17 protein-coding genes and 1 tRNA gene are annotated in these 18,077 nt (G+C 63.8%); 4 read left to right on the top strand and 14 right to left on the bottom strand.

The window, feature by feature from the left end; all coding sequences use genetic code 11:
• Positions 1–77: 77 nt before the first annotated feature.
• From ACNHGR_RS04380 to ACNHGR_RS04335, 10 genes are read right to left on the bottom strand one after another with little or no spacing between them, the layout of a single operon-like run.
• Complete coding sequence (locus ACNHGR_RS04380; RefSeq protein WP_475284265.1) at positions 78–1,373, bottom strand: MFS transporter; 1,296 nt, start codon at positions 1,371–1,373, stop codon at positions 78–80.
• Positions 1,370–1,999, bottom strand: a complete 630-nt coding sequence (locus tag ACNHGR_RS04375) for a retropepsin-like aspartic protease family protein (protein WP_475284264.1) — start codon at positions 1,997–1,999, stop codon at positions 1,370–1,372. The genes ACNHGR_RS04380 and ACNHGR_RS04375 overlap by 4 nt, the downstream gene beginning before the upstream one ends.
• A complete protein-coding gene (locus tag ACNHGR_RS04370; protein ID WP_475284263.1) occupies positions 2,000–2,791 on the bottom strand; it encodes an MBL fold metallo-hydrolase in 792 nt (263 codons plus the stop codon). It lies immediately after the preceding gene.
• On the bottom strand, positions 2,788–3,561 hold the full coding sequence (locus ACNHGR_RS04365) for a TatD family hydrolase (protein ID WP_475284262.1): 774 nt from the start codon (positions 3,559–3,561) through the stop codon (positions 2,788–2,790). The genes ACNHGR_RS04370 and ACNHGR_RS04365 overlap by 4 nt, the downstream gene beginning before the upstream one ends.
• 5 nt (positions 3,562–3,566) lie before the next feature.
• Positions 3,567–5,129, bottom strand: a complete 1,563-nt coding sequence (metG, locus tag ACNHGR_RS04360; protein WP_475284261.1) for a methionine--tRNA ligase — start codon at positions 5,127–5,129, stop codon at positions 3,567–3,569.
• Positions 5,130–5,171: 42 nt separating this feature from the next.
• A complete protein-coding gene (locus tag ACNHGR_RS04355) occupies positions 5,172–6,143 on the bottom strand; it encodes an AAA family ATPase (RefSeq protein WP_475284260.1) in 972 nt (323 codons plus the stop codon).
• Positions 6,140–6,781 carry a dTMP kinase gene (tmk, locus tag ACNHGR_RS04350; RefSeq protein ID WP_475284259.1) on the bottom strand — a complete coding sequence of 214 codons (642 nt, stop codon included), beginning with the start codon at positions 6,779–6,781 and terminating at the stop codon, positions 6,140–6,142. The genes ACNHGR_RS04355 and tmk overlap by 4 nt, the downstream gene beginning before the upstream one ends.
• On the bottom strand, positions 6,778–7,941 hold the full coding sequence (locus ACNHGR_RS04345) for a D-alanyl-D-alanine carboxypeptidase family protein (RefSeq protein WP_475284258.1): 1,164 nt from the start codon (positions 7,939–7,941) through the stop codon (positions 6,778–6,780). The genes tmk and ACNHGR_RS04345 overlap by 4 nt, the downstream gene beginning before the upstream one ends.
• 48 nt (positions 7,942–7,989) lie before the next feature.
• Positions 7,990–8,970, bottom strand: a complete 981-nt coding sequence (locus tag ACNHGR_RS04340; protein WP_475284257.1) for a septal ring lytic transglycosylase RlpA family protein — start codon at positions 8,968–8,970, stop codon at positions 7,990–7,992.
• Complete coding sequence (locus ACNHGR_RS04335) at positions 8,954–9,991, bottom strand: lytic murein transglycosylase (RefSeq protein ID WP_475284256.1); 1,038 nt, start codon at positions 9,989–9,991, stop codon at positions 8,954–8,956. Before ACNHGR_RS04335 ends, ACNHGR_RS04340 begins: the two co-directional genes overlap by 17 nt.
• A gap of 144 nt (positions 9,992–10,135) precedes the next feature.
• On the opposite strand from ACNHGR_RS04335, the gene ACNHGR_RS04330 reads away from it, so the two are divergent.
• A tRNA-Ser gene (locus tag ACNHGR_RS04330) sits at positions 10,136–10,225 on the top strand.
• Positions 10,226–10,254: 29 nt separating this feature from the next.
• Here the strand turns inward: ACNHGR_RS04330 and ACNHGR_RS04325 are convergent.
• Positions 10,255–10,611 (bottom strand): PilZ domain-containing protein, encoded by a 357-nt coding sequence (locus ACNHGR_RS04325; protein ID WP_475284255.1) that lies wholly within the window; start codon positions 10,609–10,611, stop codon positions 10,255–10,257.
• Positions 10,612–10,745: 134 nt separating this feature from the next.
• Positions 10,746–13,481 (bottom strand): preprotein translocase subunit SecA, encoded by a 2,736-nt coding sequence (gene secA / locus ACNHGR_RS04320; RefSeq protein WP_184264949.1) that lies wholly within the window; start codon positions 13,479–13,481, stop codon positions 10,746–10,748.
• A 245-nt stretch (positions 13,482–13,726) separates the two neighbouring features.
• Here secA and ACNHGR_RS04315 point away from each other — a divergent pair, with 245 nt between their 5' ends.
• Positions 13,727–15,265, top strand: coding sequence for an ArnT family glycosyltransferase (locus ACNHGR_RS04315; RefSeq protein ID WP_475284254.1), 1,539 nt, complete (start codon positions 13,727–13,729; stop codon positions 15,263–15,265).
• Positions 15,266–15,288: 23 nt separating this feature from the next.
• Here the strand turns inward: ACNHGR_RS04315 and ACNHGR_RS04310 are convergent, their stop codons facing one another.
• Entirely contained in the window at positions 15,289–15,555 is a 267-nt protein-coding gene (locus ACNHGR_RS04310; RefSeq protein ID WP_475284253.1) for a hypothetical protein, read from the bottom strand.
• Between the two features lie 32 nt (positions 15,556–15,587).
• The gene (locus ACNHGR_RS04305) at positions 15,588–15,914 is read right to left on the bottom strand and encodes an energy transducer TonB (RefSeq protein WP_475284252.1); all 327 of its coding nucleotides are present in this window, start codon (positions 15,912–15,914) and stop codon (positions 15,588–15,590) included.
• A gap of 124 nt (positions 15,915–16,038) precedes the next feature.
• Between ACNHGR_RS04305 and argJ the strand changes: the two genes are divergently transcribed.
• Positions 16,039–17,262, top strand: a complete 1,224-nt coding sequence (gene argJ, locus ACNHGR_RS04300; RefSeq protein WP_475284251.1) for a bifunctional glutamate N-acetyltransferase/amino-acid acetyltransferase ArgJ — start codon at positions 16,039–16,041, stop codon at positions 17,260–17,262.
• Positions 17,263–17,275: 13 nt separating this feature from the next.
• A complete protein-coding gene (locus tag ACNHGR_RS04295) occupies positions 17,276–18,070 on the top strand; it encodes an inositol monophosphatase family protein (protein WP_475284250.1) in 795 nt (264 codons plus the stop codon).
• The last annotated feature ends 7 nt before the right edge of the window (positions 18,071–18,077 follow it).

Raw genomic sequence — 18,077 nt, 5'->3', positions numbered from 1 at the left:
ATAATATATATTATGTTAAATCACACATTATTCCGCCCTAGCAAACACCTGTCCAACTCGCTGTCTCACCGACGGCATCAGTCCTCCCGGATCTGGCTGTGTTTCGCGGTGTCGCGCATCTTCACATAGACGGCCAGCGAGATGGCGATCATCAGCGTAACATAGATATAGAAAGCCTGTTCCATCCCGGCCTGCTTGAACCAGAGCGCCACAAACTCGGCCGTTCCGCCGAACAAGGTATTGGCCAGCGCATAAGGCAGCGCCACGCCCAGCGCCCGGATATGTGCGGGAAACAGCTCCGCCTTCACCACGGCATTGATCGACGTATAGCCGGTCACGATCACCAGCCCTGCCATTACCAGCAAGCCGGCGACGATCGGGTCTTTGGTCACCGCCAGCGTGGCAAAGATCGGGTAAGTGCACAGCACGCCCATCACGCCAAAGCCGATCATCAGCGGCTTGCGTCCGATCCGGTCGGACAGCGCGCCGGCGACCGGCTGGAGCAGCATGAAGACGAACAGCGTCGCGGCATTGATCTGGGATGCGACCTCGCGGCTCAACCCGCTCGTATTCACCAGGAATTTCTGCATGTAGATGCTGTAGGCATAGAAAGCGATCGTGCCGCCCGCCGTCAGCAGCATCACCGTCAGCGTCTCGCGCGGATGATTGGTGATGAGTTCGACAAAGCCGGATTTGGGCGCGCCCTGTGCCTTCGCTACCGCAAAGCTCTGCGTTTCGGCCAGGCCCCGTCGCAACCAGAAGACGACAACCGCCAGCATCCCGCCGATGAAGAATGGTATACGCCAGCCCCAGTCATCCAGTTGCGCCTCGCTCAGCGTCGCCTGCAACAGCAGCAGTACGCAGATCGCGACCAACTGCCCGGCGATCAGCGTGACATATTGGAAGCTGGAAAAGAAACCGCGCCGGTTCTTCCCGGCCATTTCCGACAGATAGGTGGCGCTGGCGCCATATTCGCCGCCGATCGACAGCCCCTGCATCAACCGCGCCAGCACCAGCATCAGCGGCGCCGCAACCCCGATCGTCTCGTAGCCCGGCGTCACCGCGATCAGCAGCGATCCCGCGCACATCAGCGCCACCGACAGCGTCAGCCCGCTCTTGCGCCCATGGCGATCGGCATAGACGCCCATCATCCAGGCCCCGATCGGCCGCATCAGGAATCCGACGGCAAAGATGCCCGCCGCGCTCAGCAATTGGGCAGTACGATCCTCGCTCGGGAAGAAATGCGGCGCGAAATAGAGGGTGAAGGCGGCATAGGCATACCAGTCATACCATTCCACCAGATTGCCGGTGGAACCGCCGATAATGGCCTTCAGCCGCTGCGCCTGCGTTGGCGCCCCTGCTTCCTCGCTCATGGTTTCAGCACCATGTCGCCATCCTGGACACCCCAGCTTTTCAGCCGCGAAAGCATGTTCATGCCGATGACGTTGACCTCTCCGAAAGCGGGTGAAACGACGACGGGCAGGTCGCTCGCCGAAATGGGGCCGATCGCCAATGTGGCGATGCTGGACCGCCGGGCTTCCACCTGTCCGTTGGCGGTGGTCATCAGGACATTGGGTTCCCCGACATCATAGTTCAGGCCGGCGGCCCGCGCAGTATTTTCGGACAGGGCGGTGACGGTCGCACCGCTGTCGATCAGGAAGCGGGCGGGCGTGCCGTTGATCGTCGCCTCAACCCAATAATGGCCGTCCGGCGCGACGGGTATGCGCAGCGCTTGTCCTTCGGCCTGAGCGCGCGGCAGGGCGGTGGGTGCTTCGCCCGGGGTGACCGCACTCCCCTCCTCCGCCCAGCGCCCGGTCAGGAAACCCTGGCTCTGGCCGAATTTGAACAGCCCCAGCAAAGCGGCGAAGATGGCGACCCACAGCAACGCCATGCGGAGCAGGCTACCCCAGGCCATTTGCCGTCCGATCAGCGCGGACCCGACCAATATGATCGCCAGCACATACCAGATGGTCGATGCCGCCTGATCCGTGCTGTCCATTCAGGCCCCCTGCTCTTTCGCGCCCAACTCTATCACCATGCCGTCATAGCCCGGCTCCACGCCCTTGGGGAGGGTACGAAGCAGCGTCGCATAATCCATGCTCTGATCCATATGGGTCAGGACGGCGCGTTCGGGGCGGGTCGCGGCGATGCCGTCCAGCGTCAGCGCCAGATGCGGGTGGGTCGGGTGCGGCTTTTCCCGCAAGGCATCCACCACCCAGACGTCCAGCCCGTCATAGAGCGCCAGCATGTCGGGCGTCAGGGCATGGAAATCCGTGGCATAGCCGATCGACCGTCCGCCATATGTGAAACGGAAACCGGTGGAATAAATCTCGCCATGCGGCTGATCCACGCAGGCGATATCGATGTCGCCGATGCGCAGGCCGTCGGGCAGGACATGCGGTTCGATCGTGGGATGATAGCCATGCTTGCCATCGAAGGCATAGGAGAAGCGCTGGCTCAGCAGCTTGAGCGTCTGCGCCCGCGCATAGCCGGGCACAGGCGTCCGCCGATGATGGAAAAGCTGGCGGACATCATCGATGCCATGGCTATGGTCGGCATGATCGTGCGTCCACAAGATCGCGTCGATCTGGATGACGTCGGCCGCCAGCAACTGCGCCCGCATGTCCGGCGACGTATCGACCAGGATGCGGGTGGTCGGGCTTTCGACCAGGATGGACACGCGGGTCCGCCAGTTCTTCGGCTCTGCGGGATCGCAGTCGCCCCAGTCATTGCCGATCCGGGGCACACCCGAAGAGGTGCCGCTACCCAGGATCGTCAGCTTCAGGCTCATGCGACCTTCGAGAAGAGCGCGCGGAAATTGGCGGAGGTTGCCGCTGCCAGTTCCTCGATACTCTCGCCGCGCAGGTTGGCCAGGAATTTGGCAGTGTCGGCGACATAGGCCGGCTCGCAGGACTTGCCGCGATGGGGCACCGGCGCCAGAAAGGGCGAGTCCGTTTCCACCAGCAGCCGGTCGAGCGGCAGCCGCGCTGCCGTCTCCTGCAAATCCTTCGCGCTTTTGAACGTCACGATACCGGAAATGCTGATGTAGAAGCCCAACTCCATCGCCGCATCGGCAAAGGCGCCGCTGGCGGTAAAGCAATGGATGACGCCGCCATAGGGCCCCTGCTCCATTTCCTCGCGCATGATGCGCAGCGTATCCTCTTCCGCTTCACGGGTATGGACGATCAGCGGCAGGCCCGTCTCGCGGCAGGCCACGATGTGCGATCGGAAGCTCTTCTGCTGCCGTTCGCGGTCGCTATGGTCGTAATAATAATCGAGGCCGGTCTCGCCGATGCCCACGACACGCGGATGTGCCGCCCGCTCGACCAGCTTGGCCGTATCGACATGGGGATGCTCGTCCGCTTCATGCGGATGGATACCCACCGTCGCCCAGACGTCGGCTTCGCGCACGGCGGTATCCAGCACCGCATCCCATTCGCTTTCGCGGGTGGCGATGTTGAGCATCAGGTCTACGCCCGCCGCGCGCGACCGTTCCAGCACATTGGCCTGATCCTCGATCAAGCCTTTGTAATTCAGGTGGCAATGACTGTCGATCAGCATGGCGTTCAGCCTTCCGCCTCGGTCAGTTCCAGACGCGGAAAGAGCGGCTTGGGCGCGCCGAGAATGAAGCCCGATGCCCTCAGGTCGGCATAGAAGGCGCTACCGATGACGGCATAGCCCCGCTTGTCCGCCGCAATCCCCATCTGGTCCAGCAAGGCCGTGGCGCTGGCCGGAATGACCGGTTGTATCATGATGGCGAGGCTGGCGATCGCCTCGTACAGCGTCGCCAGCACCGCCTCCATCCGCGCCGGATCGGTCTTGCGTAGCGCCCAGGGCGCCTGCGCGTCGATATAGGCGTTGCAGGCGAAGACCGCGCGCATCCACGCCTCGATCGCGACCGACGGTGCCAGATCGGCCATAGCGCTCTGGAAGGTCTGTGCCGCGTCCGCGATGCTCTTCAGCAATTCGCTGTCGACATCCTGCACTGTCGGTTCGGGCAGGCGGCCTTCCAGATTCTTGGCGATGAAACTCAGCGTCCGCTGCGCCAGATTGCCGAAGCTGTTGGCCAGATCGCTGTTGGAGCGCGCGACGATCGCTTCCGCGCTATAGCTGCCATCATTGCCGAAGGTCACTTCGGACAGCAGGAAATAGCGGAGCTGATCCACGCCGAAGCGATCGGCCAGTTCCATCGGATCGGCGACATTGCCGACCGACTTGGACATCTTCTCGCCCCGGTTCAGCAGGAAGCCGTGCCCGAACACCTTCCTGGGCAAAGGCAGCTTCGCGCTCATCAGGAAAGCCGGCCAGTAAACCGTATGAAACCGCACGATATCCTTGCCGATGATGTGGGTGATATCGCCGCCCTCGGCCCAGTAGCGCGCCATCCGCTCGCCATCGTCGGGATAGCCGCAGCCGGTCAGATAATTGGTGAGCGCATCGACCCACACATACATGACATGGCCTTCCGCGCCGGGCACCTTCACGCCCCAGTCGAAACTGGTGCGCGACACGCTGAGGTCGGACAGGCCGCCCTCGACAAAGCGCATGATTTCGTTGCGGCGGCTGTCGGGCTGGATGAAATCGGGCTGGCTTTCATAAAGCGCCAGAAGCCGGTCCTGATAGGCGGACAGGCGGAAGAACCAGCTTTCCTCGACCGTCCATTCGACCGGGGTGCCTTGCGGCGAGAGCTTGACGCCTCCTTCCCCATCGACGATTTCCTTTTCGTCGTAAAAGGCTTCGTCGCGGACCGAATACCAGCCTTCATAACGACCCAGATACAGGTCGCCATTGGCCTCCATCGCCTGCCAGATCGCCTGGCTGGCGGCATGATGGTCCGGTTCGCTGGTGCGGATGAAACGATCATGGCTGATATTCAGCCTCTCGTTCATCTGCTTGAAATAGCCGGCCATTTCATCGGCCAGTTCGCGCGGCTCGATACCCCGGTTGCGCGCCGTCTGGGCCATTTTCAGCCCATGTTCGTCGGTACCGGTCTGAAAGAAGACATCGCGGCCCATCATCCGCTGGAACCGGGCGACCGCATCGGTGGCGATCACCTCATAGGCATGGCCGATATGCGGGCGGCCGTTGGGATAGGAAATGGCGGTGGTGATGGTGAAGGGCTTGGACATGGCGCCATCCCTAGCGGCTGTTATGGACGGCGCAAAGTCGCTTTATGCGTGCGATGGCGCCAGCGCCGCAACATGCCCTGCCAGTTCGAACACGACCGCGGCCGGATCGAGCGACAGGATCACGGCGCCCCCCGCCAGGTGCCGCGCCTTTTCCCAATGGTCGAGCGCCTGGCCCAGCGCCTTCCCCTGCCGCGTCCGCGCCGCCTGCGCGATGAAGGCGGGTGCGCGCTCCAGAAATGCCTCGTAACGCGGCTTGGCTGCCTTGAGCGCCAGCGCCTTCGCCAACGCCTGCCGCTGCCGGTTGCCCTCGTCGCCGTGGGTCGCCAGACTGCTCAGCGCCTGCTCGATCTCCGACAGGTTCAGGCCGGCATAGCGCAGCGCTTGCCCCGGTGATCCCTCGCCGGCGCGGACCAGTGCGTCGACTTCCTGCGGCGACAGCGTCTCGTCGCTGGCCTTCAGCACCGCGCGCATCGTGGCGGCATCCAGTGGATCGAACCGCAAGGTGCGGCAACGCGACCGGATCGTCGGCAGCAACCGGCCCGGCGCATGGCTGACCAGCAGGAAGATCATGTCCGCCGGCGGCTCTTCCAGCGTCTTGAGCAGCGCATTGGCGGCGCCCCGCTCCAGATCGTCGGCGCTGTCGATCACCACCACGCGGCGTGTCGACAGCGACGGCGCCGACTGGATCAGTCGTTGCAGCCCGCGTATCTGGTCCACGCTGATATTGCGCGCAGTGCCAGTTTCCTTCTCCAGCGGCGCCAGTTCGGCATAGTCAGGATGGGCAGACGCCTCGATCAGGCGGCGGATCGGGTGGCTTTCGGGAACGAACAGCCCTTCTTCCGCGATCGGCGGCCCGGCTGCGTCGGCCAGCAACCGCAGCGCCAGCGCGCGCGCGAAGCTGGCCTTGCCGATACCCTTTGGCCCGGCCAGTATCCAGCCATGGTGCATCCGCCCGCTACGCGCCGCCGTCATCAGCGTATGGGCCTGCGCGTCATGGCCGAGCAATCTTGTCATGGCAGCAGGTCTTCGATCGCGTCCAGCAGCCGCACCGTCACCACCTCGGCCGGGCCGGAGGCATCGACGCCATGGACGCGGTCGCTTTCCTCATGTGCGAAGCGCGTGAAGGCGCCGGCGACGGCAAGGTGAAAATCGCTCGCACGGCCGCCGATCCGGTCGGCCGCGTCCCCGTCCCGTACGCGCGCCCGGCCGCTGGCTTCTTCTTCCGGCAAAGTCAGCAGCAATGTGCGATCGGGCAGGAAACCTGCGCTGCCGATCCGGTGCAGCGTCAATATGTCGCTATCGGTCAGGTCGCCCTGTCCCTGATAGGCCCGGCTGGAATCCAGAAAACGGTCGGACAACACCCATGCACCGCGTTCCAGCGCCGGCCGGATCGTCTTTTCGATATGATCCGCCCGAGCCGCCGCAAACAGCAAAGCTTCGGCGCGCGCGCTCCAGCGATCGGCGCCACCGGTCAGCAGCAGGGCGCGGATCGCTTCCGCCCCCTCGCTCCCACCGGGTTCGCGCGTCTCGACCACGTCCAACCCGCGCGCACGCAACGCCGCCGCCAGCGCGCGAAGCTGCGTGGACTTGCCCGCCCCTTCGCCGCCTTCCAGCGTGATGAACCGTCCGCTATCTGGTGATTGGGGCGTCAAGCGAACAACGACTTCAGGCCGTTCCACAGACGGCCGAAAATGCCCGCTTCGGCCACTTCCTCACCCGCGACCAGCGGCATGATCTGCGGCGGGGTATCAGGCGTCTGGACGATCAACTGGGCGATCTGCTGGCCCTTGGCGATCGGCGCCTTGATCGGACCGGTATAGACCACCTTCACCTGCACATTGGCGGACGCCGTGCGCGGCAGCGTAACCGCCAGGTTCTGCGGCGCCACCAGCGACACGCTCGTTGCGCTGCCCAGTTGGACCGCCGCCGTCTCGACCGTCTGGCCCTTCTTGAACAGCGGCTGCGCCTTCCACGCGCGGAAGCCCCAGTCCATGAAGCGCACCGACTCGGTAATGCGGCCGTTGAAGGTCGGCAAACCCGCCACCACCATAACCAGGCGGCGGCCGTCCTGCTCGGCCGAACCGGTGAAACCGAAGCCGGCTTCCTCGGTATGACCGGTCTTCAGGCCGTCGGCCCCGGCGATCTTGCCCAGGATCGGATTGCGATTGCCCTGCTGAATGTCCGATCCACCCATGGTCTTGCCCCAGGTGAAGGAGCGGGTGGCGTAGAATTTCTTGTAGAGGTCCGGCGTTTCCTCGACCGTCGCCTGTGCCAGCTTGGCCAGATCCTCGGCGGTCACATAGGTCACGCCCTCATCTGGCCAGCCATTGCTGGTGCCGAAATGGCTGTTCTTGAGGCCCATGCGCTTGGCCTCCTCGTTCATCAGCGCGACGAAAGCCTGTTCGGTGCCGGCAATACCCTCGGCGAGCACGACGCAGGCATCGTTGCCGGACAGGGTAACGATGCCGTGCAGCAGATTTTCCACCGACACCTGCTCACCGACGGCCAGGAACATGGTCGATCCCGCCTTGGGTCCATGCCATTGCTGCCAGGTTTCCGGGCGCACCGTGAATTTGGTGTCGAGCTTCAGTTCGCCCTTCTGGATCAGGCGGAAGGCGACGTGCGCGGTCATCATCTTCGCCATGGAAGCCGGCGGCATGCGGGTTTCGCCACCCTTGTCGAACAGCACGGCGCCCGACGACAGATCCTTCATATAAGCGATCGGCGCTTCGCTGGTATAGGGCGGCGCGGCCGCGATCAGCGGCTGGGCCAGCAGCCCGGCGGCGAGGAGGACTGCAACGCTTTTCTTCATCGGAAACTGCCTTCGATTAAGATGGAATCGCTCATGCTCATGCGATCTCTATCGCGCGTCATTAGCCATGATGCGGGCATTCTCAAAGCCCCTGGCTGCGGCTTGCGCGGCCTGTTGCGAGGGATAGGGGCCAAGGCGCACACGCCAAAGGCCATTGCCCGCTTCCGCACGCGCACCGATGCTTTTTGCCAGAGCCTCGGCCCGAGCCTGAGACGAGAAGGCGCCCACCTGCACGATATAGCCTCCGGTGCGCGGCGCTGCCGGGGCTGGCTGAACCGCTTTGGGTGCCGGTTTCGTCGGCTTCGCAATCGGGCGAGGCGGCGGCGGAGCCTGATCGAAATCGGCGCCAGCCCTAGTCGGCACGGCCGGCCGGGGGGCGGGTGCAACAGGTTTCGGCTTTACGCTCGCGACCGTCCTGACGGGAGCCGCCGCCGCGCTGTGGATGGCAGGCAGCTTGGTCCGCAGCACGCGGAGCAGCGCGGCCGGCGTCTCCAGTCGTTCGGCCGCCCGTCCCTGTCCACGCAACGCAGCGCGTTCCTGCTCCGGCGGGTTCACCCGGCGCACCCGCACCGGGACCATGGCCTGCCCGCTGACACCAAGCTGCGATGCCGCGCCCGGCGACAGCGCGATCAACTGGTCATTACGCATCGGCCCGCGATCATTGATCCGCACCAGGATCGTGCGCCCGCTATCCAGCGCCGTCACCTCGACATAGCTGGGCAACGGCAGTGTCTTGTGCGCGGCCGTGATGGCGGCAGGCGCGAACGCCTCGCCACTCGCCGTCGCGCCACCCTGACTGCCATCCGCGCTTTCGCTGGCATAGCCGACCTCGTCATAGGAGACAGGATCGGCGGGCGTGTAGGTGACGCCGCCTATGGCATAGGGCGCGCCCAATGGCGCAGGCGTATCGCCAACCATGGCCCCCGTCCCGGCCACGACGGCGCGCTGCGGCTGCGCGGCGCTCGCGTTGCCACTGGCCAGAGCCAGCATCATGGCCGTGACGAACAGCCCCTTATTGTTTGACGGCATCTGCCAGCAATCCCACCGACAAGGCATAGAAATTGGAACAATTATAATCCAGGATCGCCCGATAATTGCTGGTCAGCAGATAGGCCGTCTTGCCCGGCCCATCGGGTTCCAGCAGCGTCGCCATGATGCCATCGGCCGGCCACACGCCGCTATTTGGGAAAAGGCCGAGCTTACGCCATTCCGCCATGGTCAGCCAGCGGCTGTGCCGGTTGAACACACGCGGACAACGCGCCGGTTCGGTCTTGGCGGCAACGGAGGCGCGGTTGAAACTGGCGGGTACGCTGACGGCCACGCCCCAGGGCTGGCCCTTGCGCCATCCCGACTGGACGAAATAATTGGCGATGGAGGCCAGCGCGTCGGCCTCACTGGTCCAGATATCGGCCTTTCCGTCGCCATCGCCATCCTTGGCGATGCGCAGATAGACCGATGGCAGGAATTGCGGATAGCCGGTCGCGCCGGCCCAGCTGCCGACCAGCCGGCTGCGCGGCACGCCATTGTCCAGCATCTTGAGCGTCGCCAGCAATTCCGGCTCGAACAAGGTCCGGCGGCGCCCTTCCCAGGACAAGGTCGCCAGCGACCGGATCAGATCAAAATCGCCGGTATAGCTGCCATAATTGGTTTCATGGCCGTAGATGGCAACCATGATCTCCTCCGGCACACCCGTCTCCGCCTCGATCCGGGCCAATCGTGCGCGGTTCGCCTGATAGGCGATGCGCCCGCGGCTGATCCGCGCAGCATCGACATGCTGGCGGCGGTAAGGCTCGAAATTGGGTATCGGCGAATAGGCGCCCCCGCCCGGCTGGCTCTGGTCCAACTGGACGACACGGGGATTGGGTGTCAGCGACGGAAAAACGCTGTCCAGCGTCGCGTCCCTTATACCCATGGCGCGCGCCTTGGGCCGCAGGCTTTCCAGATAGGCCCGGAAATCGGCACTATCCTGCGCCTGCGCAGGGGCAATGGCGACGCTACCGCCGGTGATGGCGGTCAGGCCGAGCAACAAGGACAGGACGGGCGAACGCAAAGAATCCCTCATCCCCTTGTTGTTGCACAGGCAGGGCGGCAGGTGAATCCTTTATTGCGATTGCCGGTCGCTTAAGGCGATGAACCGTGCAGGTCGCGATTTTTGCTTGGCAATGCCGTCCGGCACGCTAGGAAGCGCTTCAACGGACAGGTGGCCGAGTGGTTTAAGGCAGCGGTCTTGAAAACCGCCGTGGGTTTACGCTCACCGTGGGTTCGAATCCCACCCTGTCCGCCACCCCTTTTCCCTCTTCGGCAGCGACATACTCAGGCGTAATGGCTGGGAGTTGCGCGCTCGGCGGTGAAGAGCGGGCGATCCATTCTGTGCAGGCTTGCCTCGGCAATCACGGCGAGCGGATCAATGGGGCGGCTGAGCAGAAGGCCGCAGCGATCGGGGCCGTCCCAGATGACCGTCCCGCATACTTCCAGGCCATCGGTTATCAACGTCACCCATTCGCCTACGGGCGGCAGCCAGGTGCCGGTCAGCAGCGCGCCATATATGGAAATATTGCGGATGATGACGGGCTGGCTGATGCCATCCCAGTTCAGCGTCGCATCCACCTCGGCGGCATAGCGACTTTCACGGCGGCGTTCCACGCGCGCCTGATAGGATAGACTGTCCATACCCTCTCTCCCGGTTGCCCCCCGGGATGGGAGCACAGTCGATCGGGAAGATTGAGGAAGTGCTAAGATCGCTGGTTAACGGGCCATTATCGACGAAAGGGCCGGACTTGTGGTCCGGCCCTTCATGATTTCGCTCAGGCCAGCGCGCCGTGACAATGTTTGTATTTCTGGCCCGAACCGCAGGGGCAAGGTGCGTTGCGGCTGATGTCCAGATTGGCGAACTCCCCGGCCGGCGCGGCACCGACGGGCGTACGCGGGATGGTGGTGGTGACGCCGCCAAAGCTGCCGGCGTCGATATCCGCGCTGTTATCCTCGCCCGAGAAGGGGTCGATATGGGTGGTGATGAAGTCCGGCAGGACCGGCAGGCCGTAATCTTCCAGCGGCGGCTGTTCCATGCGGAACTGCACGCGGGCGATGGAGCCGGTCACGTCCTCGCGGATATTTTCCAACATCCGCTCGAACAGGGCGAAGGCTTCCTGCTTATATTCGTTGATCGGCGTCTTTTGCGCATAGGCGCGCAGATGCACGACCTGCCGCAGGGCGTCGAGCGTCGAGAGATGCTCCTTCCAGTGATGGTCAAGGCTCTGGAGCAGAATCGACTTTTCGATCATGTGCCAGTCGGAAGCATCCACCTCCTTGACCTTTTCCGCGATCGCAGCGTCCGCCATAGCCGACAGCCGTTCCTCGATCATTTCCGGATCGACCGAATCCTCGGCCAGCCAGGCGTCGAAATCGGGCTCCAGGCCCAGTATTTCGGCGGTGCGGGCCTTCAGGCGCTCCATGTCCCACTGTTCGGGATAGGTGCCCGGCGGGCAGGATGCGCCGACCAGATCGTTCACCGTCTCATGGCGCATGTCGACAACGACATCGTCCACGGTGTCGCTGTCCATGATGTCGCTGCGCTGTTCGTAGATGACCTTGCGCTGGTCGTTCATCACGTCGTCATATTCGACGACCTGCTTACGGATGTCGTAGTTGCGGGCCTCGACCTTCTTCTGCGCGGTTTCGATCGCCTTGCTGAGCCATTTGGACGGCGGCAGCGCCTCGCCATCTTCCAGGTTCGAACGGATCATCTTGGCGAACATCGTGTCCGGGCCGAAGATGCGCATCAAATCGTCGTCGAGGCTGAGGTAGAAGCGCGACAGGCCGGGGTCGCCCTGACGGCCCGAGCGGCCGCGTAGCTGGTTGTCGATACGGCGGCTTTCATGCCGCTCGGTCGCCAGCACGAACAGGCCACCGGCGGCCAGCACTTCCTGCTTCTCGATTTCGATCTCGGCTTCGATCCGGGCTATCGCGGCGTCGCGCTCCGGCCCTTCCGGCATGTCGCGCAGTTCGTCCTCGACCCGCATTTCGAGATTGCCGCCCAGCTTGATGTCGGTACCGCGCCCCGCCATGTTCGTGGCGATCGTCACTGCGCCCTTGCGGCCGGCCTGCGCCACGATATGCGCTTCGCTGTCATGGAAACGCGCGTTCAGGACGGCGTGAGGCACGCCTTCCTGCGTCAGAAATTCCGAAAGCATTTCCGACTTTTCGATCGACACGGTGCCGACCAGCACTGGCTGGCCCTGTTCCGCATGAACCTTGATGGTCTTGGCGATGCCACGGAACTTGTCGTCCAGATTCTTGTAGAAGCTGTCTTCTTCATCGATGCGTTGCACCGCCCGGTTGGTCGGGATGGTGACGACGTTCATCTTGTAGATTTCGAAGAATTCGGCCGCTTCGGTCGCGGCGGTACCGGTCATGCCGCCCAGCTTGGGGTACATGCGGAAATAATTCTGGAAGGTTATGGATGCGAGCGTCTGGTTCTCCGGCTCGATCTGGACGCCTTCCTTGGCTTCCACCGCCTGATGCAGGCCGTCCGACCAGCGGCGACCATCCATCATGCGGCCGGTAAATTCGTCGATGATGACGACTTTGCCGTCCTTGACGATATAGTCGATGTCGCGGCGGAACATCACAACCGCGCGCAGCGCCTGGTTCACATGATGGACGACAGCGGTATTTTCGAAATCATAGAGGTTCGCGCCCTGCAACAGGCCGGCATCCTCCAGCAGGCGCTCGATCTTCTCGGTGCCGTCCTCGGTCAGCGTGACGGTCCGCTGTTTCTCGTCCTTCTCATAATCGGCTTCGGTCACCTGCTTCACGATCGCGTCGACGGCGACGTAAAGCTCTGACTTGTCGTCGGTCGGGCCGGAGATGATGAGCGGGGTGCGCGCCTCGTCGATCAGGATCGAATCGACTTCGTCGACGATGGCATAGTTGAAGGGACGCTGGACCATCGACGCGCGGTCATATTTCATATTGTCGCGCAGATAGTCGAAGCCGAGTTCGTTGTTCGTCGCGTAGGTGATGTCGGCGGCATAGGCTTCGCGCCGCTGGTCCTCGCTGATGTTAGGAACGATCACGCCGGTGGTGAGGCCCAGGAAGCGATAGACCTGGCCCATCCATTCGCAGTCGCGGCTGGCGAGATAATCGTTCACGGTGACGACGTGAACGCCCTTCCCCTCCAGCGCGTTGAGATAGGTGGCCAGCGTCGCGACCAGCGTCTTGCCCTCACCGGTGCGCATTTCGGCGATCTCACCGCGATGCAGCACGATGCCACCCACCATCTGCACGTCGAAATGGCGCATGCCCAGCACGCGGACAGCCGCTTCACGGACGGTTGCGAAGGCTTCGGGCAGCAGGTCGTTCAGCGTTTCGCCATTGGCCAGCCGTTCGCGGAAACGGGCGGTCTGGCCGACCAGTTCCTCGTCGTTCATCGCCTGCACCGCGCCTTCAAAGGAGGCGATCTGGTCGACGATCTTGCCCAGCGACTTCACATAACGTTCGTTGGACGATCCGAAGATGGACTTGGCGAGTGCGCCGAACATGCAAATTCCTGACAAAAGGGGAGCGTTCCGCCTCCTTGTGAGAGACGCACGCAGATATGCGCCGCGATTTAGGCACGGCACATCCTTTAGTCAATCAGACTGCGGCTTAACCCGCCCTGTCGCATCGCTGTCATCATCCTGCGGCAGGCGGTTTTCGTCGGGCAGTGCCGTCTGCGGGATGCGGGGGGCTTTGCACGCTGCGCAAGCTGCGCCACAACAGCATCACAAGAACAAGGGTCGCAAGATTGTATCGTTCATTCGTTCTGGGGCCGGTACGCAGCCGTGCCCTGCCGGTCGCCCTATTGATGGCAATGGCGCTGACCCTCTGGTTCGGCATGACCGCCATCGCGACCCCGTTCGACCATGATGAAAGCCAATATGTCGCCGGCGCCTACTTTGGCAGCCGGTTGCTGATCTTCCGCGACTTCCTCTATCTTCAGCCGCCGCTCCACGCCTGGACCTATGCGCCGCTGGCCTGGCTCTTTCCCGATGATATGGTGCTGGCGATGCGGCTGGCGACGGCGGTGACGGCGCTCTGCACGCTGACGACGCTCTGGATTGCGCAGCGGGTCGCCGGCGTATCTCGCGACAGTGCGGCCATCGCCACGCTGCTGGTTGCGGCGACTGCGGCCTTCCAGTTTACCGGCGCGGTGGTGCGCAACGACATGTTGCCGACCCTCCTGTCCGCCATGGGGCTGCTGGTCAGCCTGCTCGCGCTGCGCCATTGCACCGGCAAATATTGGTTCGCCGCCGGCACCCTGTTCGGCCTTGCCATTGCCACCAAACTGAATTTCGCGCCCCTGGGCCTGATGACCGGCCTGTTCGTCCTGCTGACCGGCGGACGTTGCGGCTTCAGGGCGGCCTCGTGTCTGGCACTTGGCGCCGCAGCGGGCATGGCTCCCATGGTCCTGATCTGGGCGGTGGCGCCGGATGCCTTCTTCTACGGCGTGCTGACATATGGCGCGACCGCGCCGCATGCCTGGTATGCCGCCAATGGCGCCTTCGGCGAACTGGGCCTGTGGGAAAAACTGGCCGATCTCCTCAAATATCTGTGGAAGGGGCCGGCACTCATCGCGCTCATCCTGCTTTGCGCCAACTGGATCGCAACGCGGGGGCGGGTTCGCTCACCCGGCCGACGGCTGGCAATCTGGATGACCGTTGGCGCCCTGATCGGTGCAGCGCTGCCGACACCATCGCAGGTGCAATATGTCATGCCGCTGCTCGCGCCGCTGGCACTGGCGATCGGCTATCTGCTGGAGGATGCGCGGCGCTGGTCCTTCACCCGGCGTCAGGCGCTGCTCGGCCTGCTCTGCCTGGCGGCCATTCCCGGCCTGCTGGCAACCGTCCGTGATGTCGTTGCGATGGCGCGCAATGGATCGCCGGTGCTGGCGGCGGACACTGGCGCACGCTGGGCAGGAAAGACCGTTCGCGCCATGGGCGGCGGCTCCGATGTCGTGACGCTCTCCCCGCACATGATCCTGGGCAGCGGCCTTGATCTCGACCCCCGTTTTGCCGCCGGCCCTTTCGCCTGGCGCACCGGCTGGACGATGGGACCGGTGCTGGCGCGGCAGGTGCATGCGATGATCCCGGCAACGCTGGGCGACCTCGACCGCGCGCCGCCCGCCGCTATCCTGACCGGCTATGAGGGCGGGACGCGCAAATTGCCGATGCGCCCCGACGATGCCCTCGATGCCTATGCGCGCCGGCATGGCTATCGCATGCTGGCAATGCCCGATGGTGTGGGCCGGCTCTATCTGAAACCAGAAACGCCGTCCCGACTGTAACGAGTCGGATCAGTATAGGACAGTCAACGCGGCGTGATACGCGTCTCCTGAATGGTTTCCACATGGGCGGCCACTGCATTCCCATCGGCATCGATGACGGGGTTCAGGCGCTTGGAGCGGGTCATCACGTCGCACGGGTCAACCGCTTTGCCCAGCTTGGCAATGAAGGTCGCATTGCCCACATTCTCCTTCACGCTGCAATTTTCGACGGCGCCGCTTTCATCGACATCATAGCTGAGATGGAGCCGTTTTGGGTATTCGGCGATGCCGGCCGCATTCGTTTCAGGCAACCGCCAGTCAATCCTGCCGCCATAGCTGCCGACTACTGGCACATTTTTGCGGTCGAGCGCCGGCTTGAAACGTGCGCGCTGTCGTAAAATCGTACAGGCCGTCTCGTCCAGCGATTCCAGACCACTGCTGATGTGATGGTGCAGGATGTGACCCGCCCGTCCGGCCCGACGTCCAGCTTGAATGTCGTCTTGCCTTCAAGCCCGTCGAGGCTGGCAGCCAGGGGATAGTCATCCGGACCGAACCAGCGGCCGGGGTCTTCCAGAGGCTCCGGTTTTGTCGCTGCCTCTTGCGACTTGGTCGCGCCCCATGCCGATGTCGTGGCCATAACGGCCAGGAAAATGGCGGAAAGGCACGCCATGCCATGCGCCAAGCTGCCGTTGTTGCACCGGACCCCGTTCATTCCCGCATTTCCCCAGAAATATGTTTGTTCCGCGATAGTGTCTGCCTAAAGAGAGGCCGAGCTTCAATATTGGCGAGACAAAATGCAACGTTCCCCCCTTGCCCCGGCCACTTTCCCGATCCTGCCCGCGATTGACGGGGTGACGTTGCGCACCGCGCGCGCCGGATATAAGGCGTGGACGCGCTGCGACCTTACCTATGTCGAGATGGACGCGGGGACAGCGGTCGCCGGGGTCACGACGCAGAGCAAATGCCCCTCCCCCGAGGTCGAATGGTGCCGCGATGCCATCCCGCTCGGCTCGGCTCGCGCGCTGGTGGTCAATGCCGGCAATGCCAATGCCTTTACCGGCCATCGCGGCCGCGCGGCGGTGGAGGCGATCGCGGCCAAGGTCGCCAATCACCTGTCCTGCCAGCCGTCGGACATCTTCGTGTCCTCGACCGGGGTTATCGGCGTGCCTTTGCCGATCGACAAGGCCGAAGCCGGGCTGGATGCGGCCTTCACCGCCGCGACCTGCGGCTGGGAGGAAGCCGCGACCACGATCGGCACCACCGATACCTATGCCAAGGGCGCACATGTGTCGGCGATGATCGGCGACCAGCGGGTCGAACTGGTCGGCATCATCAAGGGGTCGGGCATGATCGCGCCCGACATGGCGACGATGCTGGGCTATATCTTCACCGACGCGGCCATCGCCCCGGCCCTGCTGCAACAGATGTTGTCGGCTGCCAATCGCAAGACTTTCTCCTGCATCACAGTGGATAGCGACACGTCCACCAGCGACACGGTTCTTGCCTTCGCCACCGGCAAGGCCGGCCATGCGCCGCTCACGTCGATGGACGATGCCGGCGCCGATGCCTTCCATGCCGCGCTCACCGATCTCTGCCGCCGGCTCGCCCATCTGGTCGTTAGGGACGGCGAAGGCGCGACCAAGTTCATCGACATCAGCGTCGAAGGGGCGGAGAGCGACGCCAGCGCCCATCGCATCGCGCTGTCCATCGCCAACTCCCCGCTGGTCAAGACCGCCATCGCCGGCGAGGATGCCAATTGGGGCCGGGTCGTCATGGCCGTTGGCAAGGCGGGCGAGCCGGCCGACCGTGACAAGCTGTCGATCCGTTTCGGCGCAACGCAGGTGGCGACTGGCGGTCTGGCAGTCGAAGGCTATGACGAGGCGCCGGTTGCCGCCCACCTCAAGGGCCAGGATATCCTGATCGGCGTCGACCTCGGCCTTGGCGAAGGCCGGGCGCAGGTTTGGACCTGCGACCTGACCCATGGCTATATCTCGATCAACGCGGATTATCGCAGCTAAAGGGGGGCGGCTGATGCTGGAACTGCATGAACCCGTCGTTGCCCTGATGCGCGATGTGGGGCGTGATATCGTCATGCCCCGCTACCGCAACCTCTCCAGCGATGAGATCAGCGAGAAGGCGGCGAATGATTTCGTCACCATCGCCGACAAGGAAAGCGAAATTCGCCTGGCCGAAGGGCTGGCCGCGATCCTGCCCGAAGCCGCTGTCATCGGCGAGGAAGCCTGTGCCGCCGACCCGGCGATACTGGAACGGGCGGGCGACGGGCTGAACTGGATCATCGACCCGATCGACGGCACCGGCAATTTCGCGTCGGGCAATCCGCCCTTCGGCATCATGGTGGCGCTGGCGGATAACGGGACAACGCTGGCGGGCTGGATACTCGATCCGCTGACCGGCCGGCTCTGCCATGCCATGCTGGGCGGCGGCAGCCATGTCGATGGTCAGCAGGTGCAGGCCCGCGAAACCGAGAGCGACCTGCCGGTTGCGGCCATCTCCACCATATTCATGGACCCGCAGGAACGCGCCGACATGGAGCGCCGCTCGCAGGCCATCTTCACGCTGGTGGACATTCCCCGCTGCGCCGCCGAACAATATCCCCGGCTGGTGCTGGGGCAGAATGACGTGTCGGTCTTTGCGCGCGTCCTGCCCTGGGATCATGCGGCCGGCACCCTCTTCGTCAATGAAGCGGGTGGCTGCTGCCAGCGGCTTGACGGCACGCCCTATAAGGTGGGCGACTTGCGGCGCGGGCTGATGGGAGCATCCTCGCCCCGCTTGTGGGACAAGGCAGCGGCGACGCTGCTCGATTGAAGGACAT

It is taken from the genome of Sphingobium sp. RS1, assembly GCF_056156825.1.
Note: the sequence above shows the minus strand (reverse complement) of the source record. Positions and strands in the feature narration are given on the sequence as shown.

Excerpts from the sequence above, each read along its gene's own strand:
- ACNHGR_RS04380 (WP_475284265.1), bottom strand. The coding sequence starts at position 1,373 with ATGAGCGAGGAAGCAGGGGCGCCAACGCAGGCGCAGCGGCTGAAGGCC.
- ACNHGR_RS04375 (WP_475284264.1), bottom strand. The coding sequence starts at position 1,999 with ATGGACAGCACGGATCAGGCGGCATCGACCATCTGGTATGTGCTGGCG.
- ACNHGR_RS04370 (WP_475284263.1), bottom strand. The coding sequence starts at position 2,791 with ATGAGCCTGAAGCTGACGATCCTGGGTAGCGGCACCTCTTCGGGTGTG.
- ACNHGR_RS04365 (WP_475284262.1), bottom strand. The coding sequence starts at position 3,561 with ATGCTGATCGACAGTCATTGCCACCTGAATTACAAAGGCTTGATCGAG.
- metG (WP_475284261.1), bottom strand. The coding sequence starts at position 5,129 with ATGTCCAAGCCCTTCACCATCACCACCGCCATTTCCTATCCCAACGGC.
- ACNHGR_RS04355 (WP_475284260.1), bottom strand. The coding sequence starts at position 6,143 with ATGACAAGATTGCTCGGCCATGACGCGCAGGCCCATACGCTGATGACG.
- ACNHGR_RS04345 (WP_475284258.1), bottom strand. The coding sequence starts at position 7,941 with ATGAAGAAAAGCGTTGCAGTCCTCCTCGCCGCCGGGCTGCTGGCCCAG.
- ACNHGR_RS04340 (WP_475284257.1), bottom strand. The coding sequence starts at position 8,970 with ATGCCGTCAAACAATAAGGGGCTGTTCGTCACGGCCATGATGCTGGCT.
- ACNHGR_RS04325 (WP_475284255.1), bottom strand. The coding sequence starts at position 10,611 with ATGGACAGTCTATCCTATCAGGCGCGCGTGGAACGCCGCCGTGAAAGT.
- secA (WP_184264949.1), bottom strand. The coding sequence starts at position 13,481 with ATGTTCGGCGCACTCGCCAAGTCCATCTTCGGATCGTCCAACGAACGT.
- ACNHGR_RS04305 (WP_475284252.1), bottom strand. The coding sequence starts at position 15,914 with ATGGCGTGCCTTTCCGCCATTTTCCTGGCCGTTATGGCCACGACATCG.
- argJ (WP_475284251.1), top strand. The coding sequence starts at position 16,039 with ATGCAACGTTCCCCCCTTGCCCCGGCCACTTTCCCGATCCTGCCCGCG.
- ACNHGR_RS04295 (WP_475284250.1), top strand. The coding sequence starts at position 17,276 with ATGCTGGAACTGCATGAACCCGTCGTTGCCCTGATGCGCGATGTGGGG.